This window comes from Actinophytocola sp. KF-1, assembly GCF_054661535.1.
The window spans coordinates 318047-338335 of record NZ_BAAFVK010000011.1 but is presented as its reverse complement, the minus strand read 5'-3'; the positions used below and the strand labels follow the sequence as shown (position 1 = coordinate 338335).

Genomic DNA, 20289 nt, shown 5'->3' with positions numbered 1-20289 from the left:
CCGATCCGTCCCGTTAGACACGGCCGACCCTGCTACTCCTGGAGGCAGTTCGTGCATGTCAAACGAAGAGTTCTCCTCACGCTGACCACGGCGGCGCTCGCAGTGACATCGCTCACTGCCGCCCCCGCGGCCGCCGCCCCGGACGTCCGCGTCCCCCACGACCCGGCCAACGGCGCGGACCGCAACGCGGTCGCCGCCGCCGACCCCGTCGCGGCCCGGCGCGCGGGCCCGGCCGGTGCGAACAAGGCTGGGGTCCGCCAGGGCTACCCGCGCCGGACGGAACTGCGCGTCTACCCCGAGGACACCACCGACAAGTCGATCAAGCTCGGCCTCACGCCGTACCACGCGATCGCGCCGAAGCTGAACGCGCTGCAGGCCCGCAGCGACCGGATCTCCGTCGAGGTCGTCGGCCAGACCGGGCTCGGCCGCGACCTGTACCTGGTCACGCTGACGGCCCCGGAGAGCGCGAGGGAGACCCGGCAGCAGGACGCCTGGCGGGCGCTCATCGAGAACGACCCGGTCCGCGCGGCCCGCGACAAGGGCCTCGAACGCGGCTACAAGGCGCCGGTGTGGATCAACAACAACATCCACGGCAACGAGTGGGAGGGCACCGACGCCGCCCTGCGCCAGATCGAGTACCTGGCGACCACGGACGACCCGGCGGCCAAGCGCCTGCTCGCCACCAGCCGCGTCTACTTCAACGTCACCGCCAACCCCGACGGCCGGGTCGCGGGCACCCGGGCCAACGCGGCCGGGTTCGACATGAACCGCGACTTCGTGACGAACACGCAGCCGGAGAACCGCGCCATGCGGGACATGATCATCGACACCCAGCCGGTGATCACGCTGGACGAGCACGGCTACGTCGATGGCACGCTGATCGAGCCGACCGGCCCGCCGCACGGCCAGAACTACGACTTCGACCTCTACATCAGGCACGGCTACGCCAACGGCCTGGAGATGGAGAAGGCCGTCCAGGACCTCGGCTACCCGGAGGCGCAGGAGGTCGTGGTGCCGTTCCGCGACCTGCCGCCCGGCGAGTGGGACGGCTGGCCGCCGATCTTCACTGCGCAGTACGCGATGTACCACGGCGCCGTGTCGTACACCGTCGAGATCCCGCTGCGGGTCAACAACGCCTCCTACGACCAGCTGCCGGTCGAGGAGCTGCGCCGCCGCTCGGCGATCAACACCGACGTGTCCGAGGCGACCATGAAGACCACCCTGTCGTACCTGTACCGGCACCGCGACGAGCTGGTGGACAACCAGATCGAGATCTTCCGGCGCGGCGCGGCCGGTGAGGCGCAGCGGTACCTGCCGGACGGGTTCGTGCCGGGCTTCGGGCCGGAGGACCGGTTCACCACCGAGTTCCCGCGCGCGTACGTGATCCCGGCGGGTGCCGGGCAGCGGTCGGCGCAGGCGGCGGCCCGGCTGGTCGACCACCTCGTCGACCACGACGTGCGGGTGCGGCAGGCCACGCGGCCGTTCGCGCTGGGCGGGCGGAGCTACCCGGCGGGCTCGTACCTCGTCGACATGCACCAGCCGAAGCGGGCGCTGGCCAACGCCATGCTGGAGGCGGGCAAGGACCTGTCGGACGACGCTCCCCAGATGTACGACATCGCGGGCTGGAGCCACCGCCTGTTGTGGGGCGCGTCCGTGGACATCGTGCGCCACGGGCAGGTGCGGGTGCCGTCGCGGGACGTCGTGGCCGCGTCGCCGACCGGTGGTGTGGACGCCGCGCCGGGCCGCGACCTCGCGCTGCGGGTGCTCGACGGCAAGGACGCGAGCGCGGTGAACGACCTGCTCGGGCGCGGTATCGAGCTGCGGCGGCTGGCCGACGGGACGGTCGTCGTGCCCGGGGCCTCGCGGGCGGCGGCTCGTGAGGTCGCGGACCGGTACGGCGTGCGGTTCACCGCGGCGCCGGGCGGTGCGCAGGGGAGCCCGCTGACGCGGGTGACCGTCGCGGCCGCGGTGGCCGCGGACGAGCTGTTCGCGCTGCGGGAGATGGGCTTCGACGTGCGGCCGGTGTCGACGGCGACGCTCAACGCCGGGCACGACCTGTCGCGCGCCGACGTGCTGGTGGTGTCGTCCGGCCTGCGGTACGCGCAACTCGTGCCCGGGGCCAAGGCGCAGGTGGACGCGTTGTTCGCGCGCGGCGGCGTGGTCACGCGCGGTGCGACCGGGTCGCGGTTCAACGCCGAGGCCGGGCTGCTGCCGGTGACGGCGGTGCCGGGGCGCGGCGACGCGAACGGGATCGTGGACGTGGACAACTCGGGCGCGTCGGTGCTGGCCGGGGCGATGCCGCAGTCGTTCGTGTACTCGCCGCAGTCGTTCGTGGACCTCGGTGCCGGGGTCCGGGTCGAGCAGCGGTACGCGCCGGGCAACCCGCTGGTCGCGGGCCACTGGCTGCCGAACGAGGACGGGTCGGGCGGCCCCGAGCAGGCCGGCGGCCAGGCAGCGGTGGTCTCCGGTGAGGCGCGGGGCGCGCGGGTGCTGATGTTCGGCACGGAACCGATGTTCCGCGCCCACCCGAAGGGCCTGTTCGCCCAGGTGGCCACGGCCATCTACTGGTCCGCCACCCGCTAGACCACCGCGAGTCGCGCTCTCGCGCATATCGAGTTGTACGTTTCGTGCAGGTCCGGTCTGCACGAAACGTACAACTCGGTGTGCCTGAGAGCGTGACTCGCGCTGTTTGAGAGCGGGACTCGCGGGGTTAGGCGGTCGGGACCAGGCGGCGTAGTAGGCGTTCCACCGGGTTGCGGCGGGGGGTGGGGGGTGGGGTGGTGCGTTGTAGTGCCACGAAGGCCGCGCCTATCGACGCTTCTTCCGCGGGTGAGTCGCCTGGTTCGGTCAGGCCTGCCGCGCGGGCCAGGGTGCGGTGTTCCGCGTCGATCAGCGGGCGGAGGGCCAGGTTGTCCGCGTGCTTGTCCAGCAGTGCGCGGAGGGACTCGTTGTCCTCCGCTGTGCGGCGCCACGCCGCGCCCACCGCGTCCACGGGGTCCTCGTCGGCGAGTTCGGCCAGTTCCACGCGGGCCGTGAGCCGCTGGGTCCAGCGGTGGTGGAGCGCCAGCAGCAGTTCGTGCTCGTCGGGGAAGGCGTCGCTCGTGCGCAGCTCACCGGCCTCGATGGCCGCGTTCAGTGCGTCTCTGCGGGCGTAGAAGTCCTGCCAGCCCATGGTTGCCCCCTGCGTGATCGTGGTCATACCGTCGGTTTTGGACATACCGTTGGTATGGTCGAACAACCTCAACGTACCACCGGTATGTGGCCCCTATGTGTCGTAACGTTGTGAGCGTGGTGACAATGCGGTCCAGGCGCGTCGACTACACCGAGTCCACCAGGCAGGCCCTGGTCGACTCGGCGCTGTCGCTCTTCACGAAACGTGGCTACGCGGCCACGTCCCTCGACGCGATCGTCAAGAACGCCCGGGTGACCAAGGGCGCCCTCTACCACCACTTCAGCGGCAAGCAGGCCCTGTTCGAGGCGGCCTTCGACCAGGTCGAGACCAAGGCCATCGCGAAGCTCGCGACCGTGGTCGACGGCGACGGCTCGGCGTGGGACCGCGCCATGGCGGGCATCCACGCCTACGTCGGCGTCTGCCTCGAACCCGCCTACCAGCGGATCGTCATCCACGAGGCACCCGTCGTGATGGGCTGGGAACGCTGGCGCGAGGCCGAGGAGCACTTCAGCTACGGGCTCGTCCGTGCCACCGTCGAGTCGCTGATCGAGGCGGGGGAGGTCGAGAAGCTGCCCGTCGAGGTCACGGCCCGCATCCTCTTCGGCGCGCTGTCGGCCGGCGCGGAGACGATCGCGAGCGCGCCGGACCCGAAGAAGGCCGCGGCCGACGTGACGAAGACCATCACCGCCGTCATGACGGGCATGCGGCGGGCCACACTGCCCACGTGATCGAGCTGCACTGGCCGCGGAACGCGGACGAGGACCTCAGGTCGGCCGTGCACCGCGTGCTGCACGACGTGGTCGCCGACGGCGGCGCGGTCGGCTACCCCGAACCACCCGATCGCGCACGGACGGACGCGTGGCTCGACGACGTGCTGGCCGACGCGGCGACCGGGGACGGCGCGCTCGCCGTCGCCACCGTCGACGGGGTCGTGCAGGCGATGGGCACGTGGCGGCGGGAGCGGTCCCCGGTGTTCCGGACCTCCGCCGAGATCGCCAAGGTCATGGCGCACCCGGAGGCACGCGGCCTCGGCCTGGGCAGGCGGGTGGTGGCGGCGCTGGTGGCCGACGCGCGCGCCAGGGACCTCGAGCTGCTCACGCTGGGTGTGCGCGGCAACAACCACGGCACCATCCAGCTGTACGAGGAGCTGGGGTTCCGCGAGTACGGACGGCTGCCGAACCGGATCGTCGTGGGCGACGACCGGTTCGACGACGTGAAGATGATGCTGCCGCTCGGCCACCGGCCGGGTGTCCGGCTGCGCGGCTCCGCACAGGGCGGCCCCGGCTCGACGCCGCCGCGCCGCGCTAGTGCTGCGCCAGTTCGAAGCTGACGCCCGGGCTGGACGGCGTCCACCGGGGCAGCCAGCGGTCCTCGACCTCGAGGGTGCCCTCCAGGGCGGCCAGGACGAACTTCTCCGCGAGCGGGGCCACCTCGTCGACGGTCACCGTGCGGCCCAGCTCCTTCGACAGCGACGTCACGCCCGCGTCCCGGATGCCGCACGGCACGATCCGGTCGAACGCGGACAGGTCGGCGTTGCAGTTGATCTCGAAGCCGTGCATGGTGACGCCCCGCTGCACGCGGATGCCGATGGCGGCGATCTTGCGTTCCCACTGGCTGTCGCTGCCCGGCAGCCACACGCCGCTGCGCCCCTCGACGCGGCCGGTGTGCACGCCCAGCTCGTCGCACACGGCGATCAGCGCCTGCTCGACGCGGCGCACGTACTGCACGACGTCCACCGGGTCGGACAGCTTCACGATGGGGTAGCCGACCAGCTGGCCGGGACCGTGCCACGTGATCTTGCCGCCGCGGTCGACGTCGACGACCGGGGTGCCGTCGTCGGGCCGCTCGTCGGGCTCGGTGCGCTTGCCCGCCGTGTACACCGACGGGTGCTCCAGCAGCAGGAGCGTGTCGGGTCCGGTCTCGTCGGCACGAGCCGTCGCCACCTCGCGTTGCAGCTGCCACGCCTCGAGGTAGTCGATCGTGCCCAGCTCACGGACATGCACAGGAGCGCCAGACGCGCGACAGGAAGTCACGGAACCGACCCTACGCCGTCCACTCGCGACGGCCCAGAGGGCTACTGGAGCAGCGACGACAGGGTCTCGTCGAGATCCACGTGGCGGTGCGTGAACCCGGCGGACGCCAGCACGGCGGGCACCATGCGCTGGCTGTAGAGGATCTCCCCGTCGCTGTCACCGGCCGCCAGCCGGATCGCGGGCGACGGCACGAACCACGGCGCGGGCCGGTGCACGGCACGGCCGAACGCGGCGGTGAACTCGGCGTTGGTGACCGGGTTGGGGGAGCACACGTTCACCGCGCCGGACACCGAGTCGTGCTCGATCAGGTACCGGATCGCGGCCGTCTGGTCGGCGACGTGGATCCACGGCATGTACTGCCGCCCGTTGCCGAGCTTCCCGCCGAGCGCGAGCTTGAACAGCGGCTTCATGAGGCCGACCAGGCCGCCCTTGCGCGCGAGCACGTGCCCGGTCCGCAGCCGCACCACGCGCACACCGGCATCGGCGGCGCGTTCGGTCGCGGCCTCCCAGCGGCCGCACAGGTCGGCGAGGAACCCGCTGCCGCGGGGCGCGGACTCCTCGACGACCTGGTCGCCCTTGTCGCCGTAGTACCCGGCCGCGGACGCGTTCACCAGCAGCGGGACGCCCCGCTCCGCGACGGCCGCGGCCAGCACCTCGGTCGGCTCGACCCGGCTGTTGACCAGCAGCTGCCGCCGCGCGTGGCTCCAGCGGCCGCCCGCGATGGGCGCGCCGCACAGGTTCACCACGGCGTCCGCGCCGGCCAGGGCATCGTCGTCGATGCGCCCGGCCGGCGGGTCCCACGAGTGTTCGCCCGCGCCCTTCGCGGCGCGCCGGACGAGTCGCAGCACGTCGTGGCCCGCGTCCCGCAGCTCGGTGACGAGCGCGGTCCCGATCAGGCCGGACGCACCGGCGACCACGACTCTCACGGACCGCTCCGCGCAGGCACGGCGCGTCCGTTCGGGTCTCCCGGCGTCATCGGTTCGCTCCGCAAGCTCCGCTCACAAACCCAGTTCGCCCTCGAAGTTGCCTTCCTCCAGGCGGTTCTTGATCGTCGTCAGGAACCGGCCCGCGTCGGCGCCGTCCACCAGGCGGTGGTCGTAGGTCAGCGCCAGGTAGATCATCGAGCGGATGGCGATCGTGTCGTTGCCGTCCGCGTCGGTGACCACGACCGGCCGCTTCACGACCAGGCCGACACCCAGGATCGCCACCTGCGGCAGCTGGATGATCGGGGTGTCCCACAGCGCGCCCTGGCTGCCCAGGTTGGTCAGGTTGAACGTGGCGCCGAACAGCTCGTCCGGCGTGACCTTGTTCGCCCTGGTGCGCTCGGCGAGGTCGGCGATCTTGTGCGCGAGACCGGCGACGGAGAGGTCACCCGCGTTGTGGATGGCGGGGGTGAGCAGACCGCGCTCGGTGTCCACCGCGATGCCGAGGTGCTCGGCGCCGTGGTAGGTCACCTCCTTGGTCTCGTCGTTGATCGACGCGTTCAGCTTCGGGTGCTGCTTGAGCGCCTCGACCGTGGCCTTCGCGAAGAACGGCAGGAACGTGAGCTTCACGCCCTCGCGCTGCTCGAACGCCGCCTTGGCCCGCTGGCGCAGCTTGGCGATCTTGGTCACGTCGACCTCGACCACCTGGGTCAGCTGCGCGGCGGTCTGCAGCGACTCGACCATGCGCCGCGACACCGTCTGGCGCAGGCGCGACATCTTCTCGGTCTTGCCGCGCAGGTCCGCGGACGGCGCCGGGGCGGACTTCGGCGCCGCGGCGGCCGGAGCGGCGGCGGGCGCGGGCTTCTTCGCGGCCTCGGCCGCGGCCAGCACGTCCTGCTTGCGGATGCGACCGCCGACGCCGCTGCCCTTGACCGACGACAGGTCGACGTCGTGCTCGGCGGCGAGCTTGCGCACCAGCGGCGTCACGTACGGGCCGTCGCCACGCGTGCCGTTGTCGGCCGCGGCGGGCGCGGGCCGCGGCTTGGGCGCGGGCTTGGGCGCCTCCTGCTTGGGGGCGGGCTCGGGCTCCGGCTCGGGTTCCGGCTTCGGCTCGGGCTTGGCCTCCTGCTTGGGGGCCTCCTGCTTCGGCGCCTCCTGCTTGGGCGCCTCCTGCTTGGGCGCTTCCTGCTTCGGCGCGGCGCTGCCGGAGCCCACGATCGCGAGCTGCCCGCCGACCTCGACGGTCTCGTCCTCGCCCGCGGTGATCTCCAGCACGGTGCCCGCCACCGGCGACGGGATCTCGGTGTCGACCTTGTCGGTGGACACCTCGAGCAGCGGCTCGTCGACCTCGACCGTGTCGCCGACCTGCTTGAGCCAGCGGGTGACGGTGCCCTCGGTGACGCTCTCGCCGAGCGCGGGCATGGTGACCGGGGTGCCCTCGGCGGACCCGCCGGAGTCACCCGAGTCACCGGAGGACTGCGCGGGCGCCTCCTCCTGCTCCGGCTCCGGTTCCGGCTCGGGCTCGGCCTCCGGCTCGGCGGCCTGGGTGTCACCCGAGTCGCCCGAGTCACCCACGTCGTCCGCGGAGTCGCCGATGACGGCCAGCTCGGCACCGACCTCGACGGTCTCGTCCTCCTCGGCGACGATCTTCTGCAGCACGCCTGCCGCGGGGGACGGGATCTCAGTGTCGACCTTGTCGGTGGACACCTCGAGCAGCGGCTCGTCGACCGCTACGGTGTCGCCCACCTGCTTGAGCCACCGGGTGACAGTGCCCTCGGTGACACTCTCGCCGAGCGCCGGCATCTGGACGGAGAACGCCATGGTTTCGCTGACTCCTTGAACTCTTTGATCTCTGACGTGCGGCGGCTGAGGCGGTGCGAGCTCCGCTCAGGCGTGCACGTGCAGTGGCTTGCCGGCCAGGGCGAGGAACGCCTCGCCCAGCGCCTCGGTCTGGGTCGGGTGGGCGTGGATGAGCGGGGCGACGTCCTCGGGGTACGCCTCCCAGTTGTAGATCAACTGCGCTTCGCCGACAAGCTCGCCGACCCGCTCGCCGACCATGGTGATCCCGACGACCGGACCGTCCGGCGCCTTCACGAGCTTCACGCCGCCGGCGGTCTTCAGGATCTGGGACTTGCCGTTGCCGCTCAGCGCGTACGTGTAGGTCTGCGCGCTGCCGTACTTCTCCTTGGCCTGCGCCTCGGTCAGGCCGACGGACGCGACCTCCGGCTTGCAGTACGTGACGCGCGGGATCCCGGCCTCGTCGACCGGCCGCGGGTCCGTGCCCGCGATCTCCTCGGCGACGAAGATGCCGTGCGCGAAGCCGCGGTGCGCGAGCTGCAGCCCGGGCACCAGGTCGCCGACCGCGTAGACGCCGTCGAGGTTGGTGCGCAGCCGCTCGTCGGTGATGACGAAGCCGCGCTCCATCCGCACGCCGGCCTCTTCGTAGCCGTGGCCCGCGCTGTTGGGGCCGCGGCCGACGGCGACGAGGAGCGTGTCCGCCTCGATGGTCTCGCCGGACTCGAGCGACACGGTCACGCTGGTGTCGTTCTGCTCGGCGCCGGTGAACTTCACGCCCGTCTTGTACTTGATGCCGCGCTTGCGGAACGCGCGCTCCAGCTGCTTGGACGCCCACTCGTCCTCGAGCGGCACCAGCCGCGGCAGCGCCTCGACGATCGTGACGTCCGCGCCGAACGAGGCCCACACGCTCGCGAACTCGACGCCGATCACGCCGCCGCCGAGCACGACCACGCTGCCGGGGATGTAGTCCAGGTGCACGGCCTGGTCGCTGGTGATGATCCGGCCGCCGATCTCCAGCCCGGGGAGCGTCTTCGCGTACGACCCGGTGGCGAGCACGACGTTCTTGCCGGTGTACCGCTGCCCGTCGACCTCGACGGTGTTCTGGCCGACGAAGGTGCCGGAGCCCTCGACGATCCGGACCTTGTTGGCCTTGGCGAGCCCCTGCAGGCCCTTGTACAGGCCGCCGATGATCCCGTCCTTGTAGGAGTTGACGCCCGCGATGTCGATGCCCTCGAGCGAGGACTTCACCCCGAACTGGTCGCCTTCGCGCGCGAGGTCGGCGACCTCGGCGGCGTGCAGCAGCGCCTTCGTGGGGATGCACCCCCGGTGCAGGCACGTGCCGCCGAGCTTGTCCTTCTCGACCAGGATCACGGACATGCCGAGCTCCGCCGCGCGGAAGGCGCAGGCGTAACCGCCCGACCCGCCACCCAGGATCACGAGGTCAGCGGAAGTATCAGTCACAGGTTCTCCTCGGGGCAGGACAGCGCCTTATGGGCACACCACACATCATCTTGTCACTACGTGCGGCAGGCTTGCGAGGTGGCCGCACGGGCACAATGAAGGGGACGAAGTTCACGTATCGGAGGTACCGGCTGTGGGGTTGTTCCGCCGGAAGAAGAGTGCTGGGCAGGTTCGGAGCGCCAGTAAGGCGGACACCTCGCACCTGGACGAATGGGCGTCGTCCCGGACGGGTGTCGAGGCGTACGTGGAGCCCAGGACCCATGTGACCGAAACCACTGTGCTGCTGGTCGCGCACGACGGCGAGTGGACCCGGCGGCGGATCGCCGACGTCGACGCCGCGCGGGAGTTCGCGCGCAAGCGGTCCATGCCGCTGTACGAGGTGGAGCGGGTCGGGTACCCGAAGCGGATGCGCGAGTACCAGGAACGCCAGAAGCGCGAGAACGGCTGAACGACTCCGTGTGCGGGCTCCCCAAGAACGGGGTCTTCTGACAGGCTGACGCCCAATTCCCTTTCGTCGGTGAGGACATGGCGTGAGCGTCACTGCTGTCGTCGACTTCGGCAGTTCGCACACCGTCACCGTCGTGCACGTGCCCGGCTTCGCGCCCCGTGTGGTCACCGCCGATTGCGAGCCGTGGCTGTCGTCCGCCGTGTTCCTCTCCCGGGACGACTCGCTGGTGGTCGGCGCGGACGCGCTGCGGATGGGTGTCGCCGACCCGGCCCGGCTGCAGACCGGGGCGAAGGCGCGGCTGTCCGAACGCGAGGTCCTGCTCGGTGACACGGTCGTGCCGGTCGCGGCCGTGGTGCGCGCGGTGCTGGCGAAGGCCGTCCGCGCGGCCGCCGCGGTCGCGGGCGCGCCGGTCGGTCACCTCGTGCTCACCCACCCCGCGGGCTGGGGCGCCGAACGGCTCGGCGGGTTGCTGTCCGCCGCGTCCGGCGTGGTGCCGCGGATCAGCACGATCGCCGAACCCGTCGGTGCGGGGGTGTGGTTCGCGACGCGTGGCGAGGTCGGTGTCGACGGCGCCGACCGGTTGCCGCTCGGCGCCGCGGTCGGCGTGCTCGACGTCGGCGGCGGCACCGTCGACGTGGCCGTCGTGCGGCGCGAGCCCGCGGGGATCGTCGTGGCCGGCCACGCCGCCATCCCCGACCTCGGCGGCGGCGACTTCGACCGGCGGCTCGCAGGCCACCTGCTGGCGACCGTGCCCGGGCTCGCGGACCGGCTGGCGGACACCGACGGGCCCGACCTGGTCCGGCTGCGCGAGCAGGTGGCGTTCCGGGAGGAGGTCCGGCGCGCCAAGGAGTTGCTGTCCCGGCACGACCGGGTCGCCGTGCGGCTGCCCGGCGGCCTGCCCGCCGCGACGCTGACCAGGGCCGACCTGGAGCGCGTGCTGTACCGCGACCTCGACCGGATCACCGCGTTCACGCTGCGGGCGGTCCTCAACGCCGGTGTCGAGGCCCACCAGCTGACGGCGTTGCAGCTGGCGGGCGGGTCCACGCGGATCCCGCTGCTGCGGCGGCTGCTGGCCGAGGTCGTCCCCGTGCCGATCCGGCTGGACGACCAGCCGGAGTCGGTCGTGGCGCTGGGGGCGTGCGCGGTCGTCGTGTCGCACAGCGGTGCCCCGGCCCCGGTGCCGTCGTCCGCCGCGCCCCGGCCACCGGGGCTGGTCGGGCTGGTGCTGGTGGTCGCGCTGGCCGTCGCCGGGATCGCGTACTCGCTGCTGCGGGCCGCCGAGGCCACCGCGGGCGGGCCGGTCGCCACGGCGGAGCGGTTCACGCTGCCCGCCGCCGTCCGCGGGTCGCCGTTGGTCACCGCGGGCGCGGTCACCGACGGGCTGGTGACCGGGCGGCTCGGCGTGCCGGTGCGGATGTTCGACGGGGTCACCGACGTCGACTGGACCGTGCGCGAGCTGCGCGACCCCGCCACCGAGGACATGGTGGCCGTCGGTGCGGTGGCGCCGACGTCGGGCGTGCGGTGGGTGGTCGTCGACGCGTCGATCCGCGCCCGGGACGACGTCGCCGCGCCCTACTACCTCGAGGACACGTTCCTCATGAACGACCGCGGGCTGCTGATCCCGCCCGCAGGCGACGTCGCCATGCCCGCGTCGTGCCCCACCGAACGCCCCCGGCGGCTGTCGGCGGGCGACGAGGCGCGGCAGTGCCTCGCGTTCGCGGTGGCCGCGCGGACCGTCGTGCGTGCCGTGGTGATCAGCACGGTGGCCGACGGGCAGCAGGTGGGCGTGACCGTGCCCGTGCGCGGCGGGGGACCCGTCGTCGACGCCGCCGCCGGGCCGGTGCTGGCGCCGGGCACGCAGCGGCCGCTGCGGGTCGGCGGGGTGCCGGTGCGCGTGGCCGTCGTCGACGTCGTGACGTGGGCGGGTGCGTACGCCGACCTGGCGGTCGTCGACCGGCCCGGGTCGCGGGCCGTCGTGGTGCGCGCGGTGGTCGAGGCGGCACGTGCGGTGCCCGCGGGGTCGCTGGCCGTGGGGCTGGTGCTGCGGGACGACCGGGCGCAGCCGGTGCCCGCGCGGACCGTGTCCGGCCGGCACGGGTGCGCGGCGGGGACGGCGGCGGGCCGGTTCACGCTGTGCGCCGTGTTCGTCGTGCCCGCCCGCATGCCGCTCGGTTCGGTGGCGTGGTCGGGTGACGGCGCGAGCCCGTTCGTCTGGCGGCTGCGATGACGCTGGTGATCGACCTGGGCGCGGTCAACACGGTCGCCATGCTCGACGGGCGCCTCGTGACCGTCGACGGCGCGCCGTGGCTGCCGTCCGTGGTGCACGACGGTGTGGTCGGCGCGGACGCGGTGGCGCTCGCGGGTGGCCGGGTGGCGCGGGACCTGAAGGCGCGGCTCGACCCGGACGAGGTGCGGACGCTGTTCGCGCGGGTCCTGTCGGCGGCCCGGGACCAGGGCGGCGTGCTCGGCGACGTGGTGGTGACCCATCCGGCGGACTGGTCACCCGAGCGGGTGGCGGTGCTCGTGTCGGCGGCGGGCACGTGGGCGCGGGCCCTGCCGGAGCCGGTGGCCGTGGCCGCCTTGCACGGCGCCGGGACCGCGCTGGTCGTGGACGCGGGTGGCGGCACGTGGGACGTCGCGGCGGTGCGCGGGCACCGGGTCCTGGCGGTGGCGGCACTGCCCTTCGGCGGCGGCGACGTCGACCGGCTGATCGTCGAGCGGGTGCGGCCGTCGCTGCGCGCCCCGGCGGACGACGCCGTGCTGCTGGCGTCGGCGCGGGCCGGCAAGGAACAGCTGTCCCGGCACGAGACGACGGAGATCGTGCTGCCGGACCACCGGGCCGTGCGGCTGGACCGCGCGGAGTTCGAACGTCTCGTGGCGGGGGACGTGGACCGGCTGGCCCGGCTGGCCGCCGAGGTCGCGGCGCGGACGGGGGCGACCCGGCTGCTGCTGGTGGGCGGGTCGAGCCGGATGCCGCTGCTGGCCCGGCGGCTGGCGGCGGTGACCGGGCTGCCGGTGACCACCGATCCCGAGCCGGAGACCGCCGTGGTGCGGGGCGCGCAACTGCTGTCCCGGCCCGCGGTGCGGGAGGACCCGCTCGCGGCGCCACCGGACCTGGTCACGCCGGAGCCGTCCGCGGCTCCGCCACCAGGACCGGGCCCGTCGTCAGCGGCTTCGCCCGCCGCGGGGCGGCCGCCGGCGCCACCCGCGGCTCCGCCCGGCCAGCGGGCCGCCCGGCGGGCTCCGGCGCGCAAGCCGCTCGCCTTCGCGCTGCTCTTCCTGCTCGTCGCGGCGATGGCCGTCGTCGCGGGTGGCAAGGACGCCATGGACGGCCGTCCTGTCGCCGTCGACCTGCCGCCGCCGCTGCCCGTGGCGACCATCCCGCCCGCCGTCGCCGGGAACGAGGTGGTCAACGCCCAGGCCGCGCGGTTCACCGCCGCCGCGCTGGGCGAGGCCGCCGAGTACCGCCACCCCGCGGGCAGCACGCTCGCGGTCACGTTCACCGGGGTCGAGACGGCCGTGACCGCGCCCCAGCCCTACGGCGCGGCCTCCGACGGCTTCCGCTGGCTCGTCCTGCGCTTCCACGTCGCGCACACCGCGGGCCGCGACTTCGCGCACGACCCGATGGAGAGCGTCGCCGTGCTCGACGACCGCGGGCAGTGGCTGCGGCAGCCCTACGGCGCGGGCCAGGTCGCCTGCACCGACGGCGTGCCGCCGGCGAACCGGGTCCCGGCGGGCACCGAGGTCGACGTGTGCGGGGTCGTGTCGGTGCCCGACGCGACCCCGGTCACCGCCGTGGTGTTCGGGGAGCGGTCACCGGAGGCGCAGGCGCCGCTGCGGTTCCCCGTCGACGTGCCGGCGTCCCGCGACCGGGCCGCGCCGATGCGCACGGTCGGGACGCTCGGCGGCGAGGCCGTGACCGTCGACGGACTGCGCGCCAAGGTCGACGTGGTCAGCGCCCCGTCCGCGTACCTGACCGGGCAGTCGCCCGCGCCGGGGCACCGCATCGTGGTCGTGCGCGCCGCGATCACCGCCACCGGTCAGCGGCACATCACCGTCCTGCTGCGCGACGACCGGGGCGCGTTCCTGTCCGGCCGGATCGAGAGGCTGCGCGGCTGCCCGGTGCTGCCGGGACCGCTCGTGCCGGACACGCCGGTGTACGGGTGCCGCGTGTTCGAGGTCGCCGCGGACACGCCGGTCACCGCGGTCACGTTCGTCGGCCGCGGGCCGGACGTCACCCGCTGGCCGACCTGGCGTTCCTAGCCGTTCTCGGCGATGTCCGCGAGCACCGCGGCCAGCGTGCGCACCGGCTGCCCGGTGCCGCCCTTGGGGGTGTAGCCCCACGGGCCGCCGTTGTTGTACGCCGGGCCCGCCACGTCCAGGTGCACCCACGGCACACCGTCGGCGACGAACTCACGCAGGAACAGGCCCGCGGCGAGCATGCCGCCCCACCGGTGCCCGGTGACGTTCGCGATGTCGGCGAGCCGCGAGTCCAGGTCGCCGCGCAGTTCCTCGGGCAGCGGCATCGGCCAGCCGCCCTCGCCGGTGGCCTGCGCGATCGCGGCCACGCGGTCGCGGAACTCGTCCGAGCCCATGATCCCGGCGGTGCGGCGGCCGAGCGACACGATCTGCGCGCCGGTCAGCGTGGCCGCCTCGACCAGGTAGTCCGGTCCGTCCTCGCACGCGCGGACGATCGCGTCGGCGAGGATCAGCCTGCCCTCGGCGTCGGTGTTGAGCACCTCGACGGTCTTGCCGCCGTACATGGTGAGCACGTCACCCGGCCGGTACGCCGCGCCGGACGGCATGTTCTCGGCCATCGGAACGGTCGCGGTCACCTCGAGCGGGTACTTGAGGGTGGCGGCGAGGACCATCGTGGCGACGATCGCGGCGGCGCCGGACATGTCGGAGGTCATCTCCTCCATGTTCGCGGCCGGCTTGATGGAGATGCCGCCGGTGTCGAACGTGATGCCCTTGCCGACGAGGGCGACCTTCTTGCGCGCCTTCGGGCCCTTGTACGACATCCGCACCACGCGCGGCGGGCGGGACGAGCCCATGCCCACGCCCAGCACGCCGCCGAAGCCGCCCTTGCGGAGCGCCTTCTCGTCGAGGATCTCGACCTCGACGCCGACGGCCTTGGCGAGCGCGGCGGCCCGCTCGGCGAACGACGCGGGGAACAGGTCGTTGGGCGGGGTGTTCACCAGGTCACGGGCGGTGCACACGGCCTCGGCGATCGCCGTCGCGGCCTTCAGCGTGGCCCGGTGGTCCTTCGCGGCGCCCTCGGCGGGCGCGACGACGTCGACGCGTTCGACCGGCGCGTCCCCTTTGTCCGACCGGTACGCGGTGAAGCGGTAGGCGCCGAGGACGGTGCCCTCGACCGCGGCCTGGAGATCCACAGTGGACAGCGTGGTGACCGCGCGCCTGGTGCCGGCGAGCGCGCGGGCCGCGGCGCCGGACGCGCGGCGCACCTGCTCGGCGGTCGGTCCGTCGCCAGTGGACTTGCCCAGCCCGGCGGCGACGACGAGCCCGGCCGGGACCTTGCCCATGCTCGGGATCTTCACGACCTCGTCCTGCGCGCCGGTGGCGCCGACGGTGCGCAGGACCTCGGCGAGGGTGCCGCCGAACGCGGCGTCGATCCGCTCGCTCCCCGGCGCCAGCGCGACGCCCGGTCCGTTGCCGTCCTGCACGGTGCCGATGATCACCGCGTCCGCGGTGGCCTCGTCAGCCGTGGTGGTGGTCAGAGACAGCTTGGGCGCGGTCAACGAATGCTCCTGTCGCTCGGTTGCTGACGCATGCTAACGACATGTTTCACACCTGCCCACCGTCAGGTGGCGCTGGGCACGTCTGACACGGTGGTCACGTGACCGATCGGGTACCCGTGGCGGACGGGCTCGCGCGCGGTGTCGCGCCCGCGTTCGGTGCCGGACTTTTCCTCGGCCTGGCACCGGCTTCCGCCCTCGCCGGGTGGTGGCTGGTGGCCGGCCTGGTGCTCGCCGCGGCCGTCGCCGTCCTCTTGGCACTGTCCACACCGGACACAAAGCCCGGTCCGGCGGCGTCTTCACTGGGAATACTGGGAAGGATTGCCGCGACCGTGGCGGTCGGGGCCACCTTCGGCGTGTACGTGGTGCCCGAGCAGCCCAGGGTCGGCGCGGTCGTGCTGGTCGTCGCGGTGACGGCCGTGGTGCTGCTCGCGCCGCCGTTGCCGCCCGTGGTCGACCGGATCGCCGCCGTGGTCGTGCTGACCGTGCTCGTCGTCGTGGCCGTGTCCTGCTTCACGATCGTGCCGGTCGCGCCGCCCGTCGCCCCGGCGCCGGACGTCCCGGGCGCGGACGAGCCGCTCGGCCTGCTGCCGTCGGCGGTGCTGCTCTACCTGTGCTTCGTCGGCGGGGGCACCGGCAGGCGGGCGCGACCCGCCGTGGTCGGGGTGGTGCTGGTGGTGAGCCTCGCGGTCGCGATCGGGGCGCTGCGCCAGCTCGGCGGCGAGCGGCTCGCGCTGTCGCCCGCGCCGCTGCGGGACGTGCTCACGGCCGCGGACGCCGCGTCGATCGACGGGCTGCTCGCCGTCGGCGTCACCGTCGCGTGCGCCTTCGCGCTCCGCGCGTGCCTGACCGACGTCCGCGACATCGCGCCGGGCGGCCGGTCCCCGGTGACCGTGGTGCTGCTCGCGGCCGCCGTCGCCGCGCTGGGCACGGTGGTCTTCGCACCGGAACACGCCCTGGTCGGGGCGGCCGTACTGCTACTGGGTGAAGCCGTGATCCGCGTGCTGGCGGGTCGCCGGGATCGGGCATAGTAGGACGTCAAACAGTCCGTTGCCTGTTCTTCTCTGAGCGGCCCGTCGAGAGTTACGGTGCTTTCCATGACACAGCAGTCATTCACCAGGACTCCCCATCCGGCGCCGGCGACCCCGGAGCGGATCGCGGAGGTATTGGCCAACCCGGGTTTCGGCGTGTACTTCACCGACCACATGGTGACCGCGCGCTGGAACCGCACCGACGGTTGGCACGGGGCGGCGGTCGAACCGTACCGCCCGATCGAGCTGGACCCCGCGGCCATGGTGCTGCACTACGGCCAGGCGATCTTCGAGGGGCTGAAGGCGTACCGGCACGCCGACGGGTCCATCCAGTCGTTCCGCCCCGAGGCCAACGCCGAGCGGTTCCGCCGCTCCGCCCGCCGCCTCGCGATGCCCGAGCTGCCCGACGAGCTGTTCCTCGGCTCGCTGCGCGAACTGGTCGCGGTCGACGGGCGCTGGGTGCCCGCGGAGGACGAGGAGTCGCTGTACCTGCGGCCGTTCATGATCTCCACCGAGGTGGGGCTGGGCGTGCGGCCCGCGTCCGAGTACCGGTACGTGCTGATCGCCTCGCCCGCCGGGTCCTACTTCGCGAGCGGCGTCAAGCCGGTGAGCGTCTGGCTGTCGACCGAGTACGTGCGCGCCGCGCCCGGTGGCACGGGGGCCGCCAAGTTCGCGGGCAACTACGCGGCGTCGCTGGTCGCGCAGGCGCAGGCCGCCGAACAGGGCTGCGACCAGGTGGTGTGGCTGGACGCCGTCGAGCGCCGGTGGGTCGAGGAGATGGGCGGGATGAACCTGTTCTTCGTCTTCGGCTCGGGATCCTCCGCGCGCGTGGTGACGCCGGAGCTGTCCGGGTCGCTGCTGGCCGGCATCACCCGCGACTCGCTGCTCACGCTGGCGTCGGAGCTGGGCTACCAGGTCGAGGAACGCCGCGTCTCCACCGAGGAGTGGGAGAAGAAGGTCGAGTCCGGTGAGCTGACCGAGGTCTTCGCGTGCGGCACGGCCGCGGTCATCACCCCGGTCGGCTCGGTCAAGCACGCCGAGGGCGGCTTCACCATCAACGGCGGCGAACCAGGCGCGGTGTCGATGCGCCTGCGGGACGCGCTGACCGCACTGCAGCGCGGCACCGCCCCCGACCCGCACGGCTGGATGACCAAGCTGGGCTGAGTTGTCCACAGCCACCCCGGTTGTCCACAGGCAAGATCGACTTCGGTCCCCCTGTCGGTGGACACCGGTAGGCTGGCATGGCGGGTGGCCCCCGGGAACGGGTGGGGGTTCACGTACGTACTGGGGGCGGCGTTTTCGCAGGTCAGAGCGCTAACGCGACCAGTGTGGCCGTGGTCGCCAGTTCACTCGCCGCGCCCAGGACGTCGCCCGTGATCCCGCCGAACCGCTTCCCCGTGTGGCGCACCAGCAGCACGACGAGCCCGGTGGCGACGACGACCGCCACCGGGCCCCGCCATCCCTGCGTGATCGACGCCGCGGCCAGCACCACCACCCACCCGACCGGGACCCACGTCGGCTGACTGCCCGCCACCAGCGCACCGAGGCCCTCCGGCCGCGCCGCGGGCACCGCCCGGTGGCAGCAGATCGTGAACGCCACCCGGCCCGTCGCGACCGCGAGCACCAGCGCCTGCCAGTCGCGGATCGCCGCGGCCTGGGCACCCAGCACCAGCACGATCGCGACCACCCCGAACGGCCCGACCGGGCCCTCCCGCATGATCTCCAGCGCCCGTTCCGGCCCCTTGTACGAGCCGAGCCCGTCGGCCGTGTCCGCCAGCCCGTCGAGGTGCATGCCGCGCGTCGCCAGCGCCAGGAACGCCACCACCAGCACCCCGCCGAGCAGGCCCTCGCCGAGCAGCACGAACAGGCCCGCGGCCGCGCCACCCAGCACCAGCCCGACCACCGGCGCCAGCGTGATCGCCCAGCGGGCCACGTCCCGGTCGACGTGCCGCGCGTGCACCGGCAGCACGGTCAACCAGGAGAACGCGAGCCGCAGCCCGGCGAGCATCAGTCCTCGGCTGGCGACGTGGCGTCGGCCTCGATCGCGGCGCCCGGCTCGACGGACGCGTCCGGCTGCTCAGGCGCGGCTTCGGCGTCGCCGACCGCCCCGCTCACGCCCGCGTCGGCGAACGTGGCCATGTCCGTCAGCACCCGCACGGCCATCGTGACCAGCGGGATCGCCGCCGCGGCGCCCGAGCCCTCGCCCAGCCGCATGTCCATCTCCAGCAGCGGCTTCATGTCCAGCTGCTCCAGCACCAGCGTGTGCGACGGCTCCGTCGACCGGTGCCCGGCCACCCACCACGCACGCGCGCCCGGCGCCAGCTCCTCCGCCAGCAACGCCGCCGCGCCCGACACCACCCCGTCCAGCACCACCGGGGTCTTCCGCACCGCGGCCTGCGCCAGGAACGCCGCCATCGCCGTGATGTCCGCGCCCGCGACCGTCCGCAGCAGCGCCACCGGGTCGGCCGTCACCGGCTTCGCGCGGCGCAGGGCGTCGCGGATGGCGGCGGTCTTGCGCATCCACGTCTGGTCGTCGATGCCCGTGCCCCTGCCGACCACCGCGACCGGCTCCGCGCCGGTCAGCGCCGCCACCAGCACCGCGGCGGGCGTCGTGTTCCCGATGCCCATGTCGCCCGCGACCAGCAGGTCCGCGCCCGAGTCGACCTCCTCGTCCGCGATCGCCTTGCCCGCCGCCAGCGCGGCCGCCACCTCGTCCTCGGTCAGCGCGTCCTCGACGTCGATCGCGCCGGAGGAGCGGCGCACCTTCTTCTCGTCCGCCGTGGTGTCGGCCGCGACCGACATGTCGACCACCCGCACGGTCGCGCCCGCGACCTCCGCCAGCACGTTGATCGCCGCGCCACCCGCCTGGAAGTTCGCCACCATCTGCGCGGTGACCTCGCTCGGGTACGCGGACACCCCCTTCGCCGCGATGCCGTGGTCACCGGCGAACACGACGATCCTCGGGCGTGCCAGCGGCTTCGGCGGGCACTGCCCCTGGCACGCCGCGAGCCACGTCCCCAGCTCCTCGAGCCGCCCCAGCGCGCCGAGCGGCTTCGTGAGCTGCGCGTGCCGCGCCTCGGCCGCCTGCCGCACGGCCTCGTCAGGTGGGCTGACGACGTCGAACTCCATGGGACCCTCCAGTGGTCAGCGCAGGCGCAGCGGGAGACCGGCCACGAGCAGCAGCACCTCTGCGCACACTTCCGCAAGGCCCGCGTTGAGCGTGCCGAGCTGATCACGGAAGAGCCTGCCAGAACGGGTCGAGGGCACCACGCCGAGGCCGACCTCCGACGACACCAGCACCAGCTCGGCGGGACAGCCCGCGACGGCGGCGACGAGCCGGTCGCACTCGCGGCGCACACCGTCGAGGTCGCCGCCGTCCCACGCGTGGTGGTCGTCCATCACGCCGGTCAGCCAGGTGGCGACGTCGTCGACCAGCACGGGCCCGTGCGCGGTGGTGAGGAACGCGGGCAGGTCCGGCGGTTCGACCGTGCGCCAGCCCGGCGGCCTGCGCGCGACGTGCGCGGCGATCCGGGCCCGCCACTCGGCGTCGGCGGGGTCGACGCGGGCGGTCGCCACGTAGGTGGCCTCGCCGGCGGGCAGGAGTCCCTCGGCGTGCGCGGACTTGCCGGACCGGGCGCCGCCGAGCACCAGGGTGGTCACGGCCGCAC

The 20289-nt window shown here is 73.6% G+C and carries 17 protein-coding genes; 8 read left to right on the top strand and 9 right to left on the bottom strand.

Going from position 1 to position 20289, the window contains the following annotated elements; translation table 11 throughout:
• Nucleotides 1–102 precede the first annotated feature (102 nt).
• Nucleotides 103–2583 carry a M14 family zinc carboxypeptidase gene (locus ACYQ77_RS31560; RefSeq protein WP_459717620.1) on the top strand — a complete coding sequence of 827 codons (2481 nt, stop codon included), beginning with the start codon at nt 103–105 and terminating at the stop codon, nt 2581–2583.
• A 127-nt stretch (nt 2584–2710) separates the two neighbouring features.
• Here the strand turns inward: ACYQ77_RS31560 and ACYQ77_RS31555 are convergent, their stop codons facing one another.
• Nucleotides 2711–3199 (bottom strand): hypothetical protein, encoded by a 489-nt coding sequence (locus tag ACYQ77_RS31555; protein ID WP_459717618.1) that lies wholly within the window; start codon nt 3197–3199, stop codon nt 2711–2713.
• Nucleotides 3200–3297: 98 nt separating this feature from the next.
• On the opposite strand from ACYQ77_RS31555, the gene ACYQ77_RS31550 reads away from it, so the two are divergent.
• Both ACYQ77_RS31550 and ACYQ77_RS31545 read left to right on the top strand, forming a co-directional pair.
• A complete protein-coding gene (locus tag ACYQ77_RS31550; RefSeq protein WP_459717616.1) occupies nt 3298–3900 on the top strand; it encodes a TetR/AcrR family transcriptional regulator in 603 nt (200 codons plus the stop codon).
• Complete coding sequence (locus tag ACYQ77_RS31545) at nt 3897–4502, top strand: N-acetyltransferase family protein (protein WP_459717613.1); 606 nt, start codon at nt 3897–3899, stop codon at nt 4500–4502. The genes ACYQ77_RS31550 and ACYQ77_RS31545 overlap by 4 nt, the downstream gene beginning before the upstream one ends.
• Here ACYQ77_RS31545 and lipB read toward each other — a convergent pair.
• From lipB to lpdA, 4 genes are all read right to left on the bottom strand, one after another.
• Nucleotides 4477–5205, bottom strand: a complete 729-nt coding sequence (gene lipB, locus ACYQ77_RS31540; RefSeq protein ID WP_459717611.1) for a lipoyl(octanoyl) transferase LipB — start codon at nt 5203–5205, stop codon at nt 4477–4479. The two genes, ACYQ77_RS31545 and lipB, sit on opposite strands and share 26 nt — an antisense overlap.
• A gap of 41 nt (nt 5206–5246) precedes the next feature.
• Entirely contained in the window at nt 5247–6131 is an 885-nt protein-coding gene (locus tag ACYQ77_RS31535; RefSeq protein ID WP_459717609.1) for a TIGR01777 family oxidoreductase, read from the bottom strand.
• Between the two features lie 72 nt (nt 6132–6203).
• The gene (sucB, locus tag ACYQ77_RS31530; protein WP_459717606.1) at nt 6204–7949 is read right to left on the bottom strand and encodes a 2-oxoglutarate dehydrogenase, E2 component, dihydrolipoamide succinyltransferase; all 1746 of its coding nucleotides are present in this window, start codon (nt 7947–7949) and stop codon (nt 6204–6206) included.
• Nucleotides 7950–8015: 66 nt separating this feature from the next.
• Entirely contained in the window at nt 8016–9386 is a 1371-nt protein-coding gene (gene lpdA, locus ACYQ77_RS31525; protein ID WP_459717603.1) for a dihydrolipoyl dehydrogenase, read from the bottom strand.
• 133 nt (nt 9387–9519) lie between these two features.
• On the opposite strand from lpdA, the gene ACYQ77_RS31520 reads away from it, so the two are divergent.
• The 3 genes from ACYQ77_RS31520 (at nt 9520) to ACYQ77_RS31510 (ending at nt 14097) form a co-directional block, all read left to right on the top strand.
• The gene (locus tag ACYQ77_RS31520) at nt 9520–9834 is read left to right on the top strand and encodes an oxidoreductase (protein ID WP_459717600.1); all 315 of its coding nucleotides are present in this window, start codon (nt 9520–9522) and stop codon (nt 9832–9834) included.
• Between the two features lie 82 nt (nt 9835–9916).
• Entirely contained in the window at nt 9917–12061 is a 2145-nt protein-coding gene (locus ACYQ77_RS31515) for an Hsp70 family protein (protein ID WP_459717597.1), read from the top strand.
• Nucleotides 12058–14097 carry an Hsp70 family protein gene (locus ACYQ77_RS31510; protein WP_459717595.1) on the top strand — a complete coding sequence of 680 codons (2040 nt, stop codon included), beginning with the start codon at nt 12058–12060 and terminating at the stop codon, nt 14095–14097. The genes ACYQ77_RS31515 and ACYQ77_RS31510 overlap by 4 nt, the downstream gene beginning before the upstream one ends.
• Here the strand turns inward: ACYQ77_RS31510 and ACYQ77_RS31505 are convergent.
• Entirely contained in the window at nt 14094–15593 is a 1500-nt protein-coding gene (locus tag ACYQ77_RS31505; protein ID WP_459717593.1) for a leucyl aminopeptidase, read from the bottom strand. The two genes, ACYQ77_RS31510 and ACYQ77_RS31505, sit on opposite strands and share 4 nt — an antisense overlap.
• Before the next feature lie 98 nt (nt 15594–15691).
• On the opposite strand from ACYQ77_RS31505, the gene ACYQ77_RS31500 reads away from it, so the two are divergent.
• Together ACYQ77_RS31500 and ACYQ77_RS31495 are read left to right on the top strand one after the other, a co-directional pair.
• Entirely contained in the window at nt 15692–16621 is a 930-nt protein-coding gene (locus ACYQ77_RS31500; protein WP_459717590.1) for a hypothetical protein, read from the top strand.
• A 66-nt stretch (nt 16622–16687) separates the two neighbouring features.
• Nucleotides 16688–17785, top strand: a complete 1098-nt coding sequence (locus tag ACYQ77_RS31495) for a branched-chain amino acid aminotransferase (protein WP_459717587.1) — start codon at nt 16688–16690, stop codon at nt 17783–17785.
• A gap of 142 nt (nt 17786–17927) precedes the next feature.
• On the opposite strand, the gene ACYQ77_RS31490 is transcribed toward ACYQ77_RS31495, so the two are convergent.
• From ACYQ77_RS31490 to ACYQ77_RS31480, 3 genes are read right to left on the bottom strand one after another with little or no spacing between them, the layout of a single operon-like run.
• Nucleotides 17928–18629 carry an adenosylcobinamide-GDP ribazoletransferase gene (locus ACYQ77_RS31490; RefSeq protein ID WP_459717584.1) on the bottom strand — a complete coding sequence of 234 codons (702 nt, stop codon included), beginning with the start codon at nt 18627–18629 and terminating at the stop codon, nt 17928–17930.
• Nucleotides 18629–19750, bottom strand: a complete 1122-nt coding sequence (gene cobT / locus ACYQ77_RS31485) for a nicotinate-nucleotide--dimethylbenzimidazole phosphoribosyltransferase (protein WP_459717581.1) — start codon at nt 19748–19750, stop codon at nt 18629–18631. The genes ACYQ77_RS31490 and cobT overlap by 1 nt, the downstream gene beginning before the upstream one ends.
• Nucleotides 19751–19765: 15 nt before the next feature.
• Nucleotides 19766–20281 (bottom strand): bifunctional adenosylcobinamide kinase/adenosylcobinamide-phosphate guanylyltransferase, encoded by a 516-nt coding sequence (locus tag ACYQ77_RS31480; protein WP_459717579.1) that lies wholly within the window; start codon nt 20279–20281, stop codon nt 19766–19768.
• Nucleotides 20282–20289 lie beyond the last annotated feature (8 nt).

Bases quoted from the DNA above. Each gene is read 5' to 3' on its own strand.
- ACYQ77_RS31555 (WP_459717618.1), bottom strand. From the start codon at position 3,199: ATGACCACGATCACGCAGGGGGCAACCATGGGCTGGCAGGACTTCTAC.
- ACYQ77_RS31550 (WP_459717616.1), top strand. From the start codon at position 3,298: ATGCGGTCCAGGCGCGTCGACTACACCGAGTCCACCAGGCAGGCCCTG.
- sucB (WP_459717606.1), bottom strand. From the start codon at position 7,949: ATGGCGTTCTCCGTCCAGATGCCGGCGCTCGGCGAGAGTGTCACCGAG.
- ACYQ77_RS31510 (WP_459717595.1), top strand. From the start codon at position 12,058: ATGACGCTGGTGATCGACCTGGGCGCGGTCAACACGGTCGCCATGCTC.
- ACYQ77_RS31495 (WP_459717587.1), top strand. From the start codon at position 16,688: ATGACACAGCAGTCATTCACCAGGACTCCCCATCCGGCGCCGGCGACC.
- ACYQ77_RS31490 (WP_459717584.1), bottom strand. From the start codon at position 18,629: ATGCTCGCCGGGCTGCGGCTCGCGTTCTCCTGGTTGACCGTGCTGCCG.
- cobT (WP_459717581.1), bottom strand. From the start codon at position 19,750: ATGGAGTTCGACGTCGTCAGCCCACCTGACGAGGCCGTGCGGCAGGCG.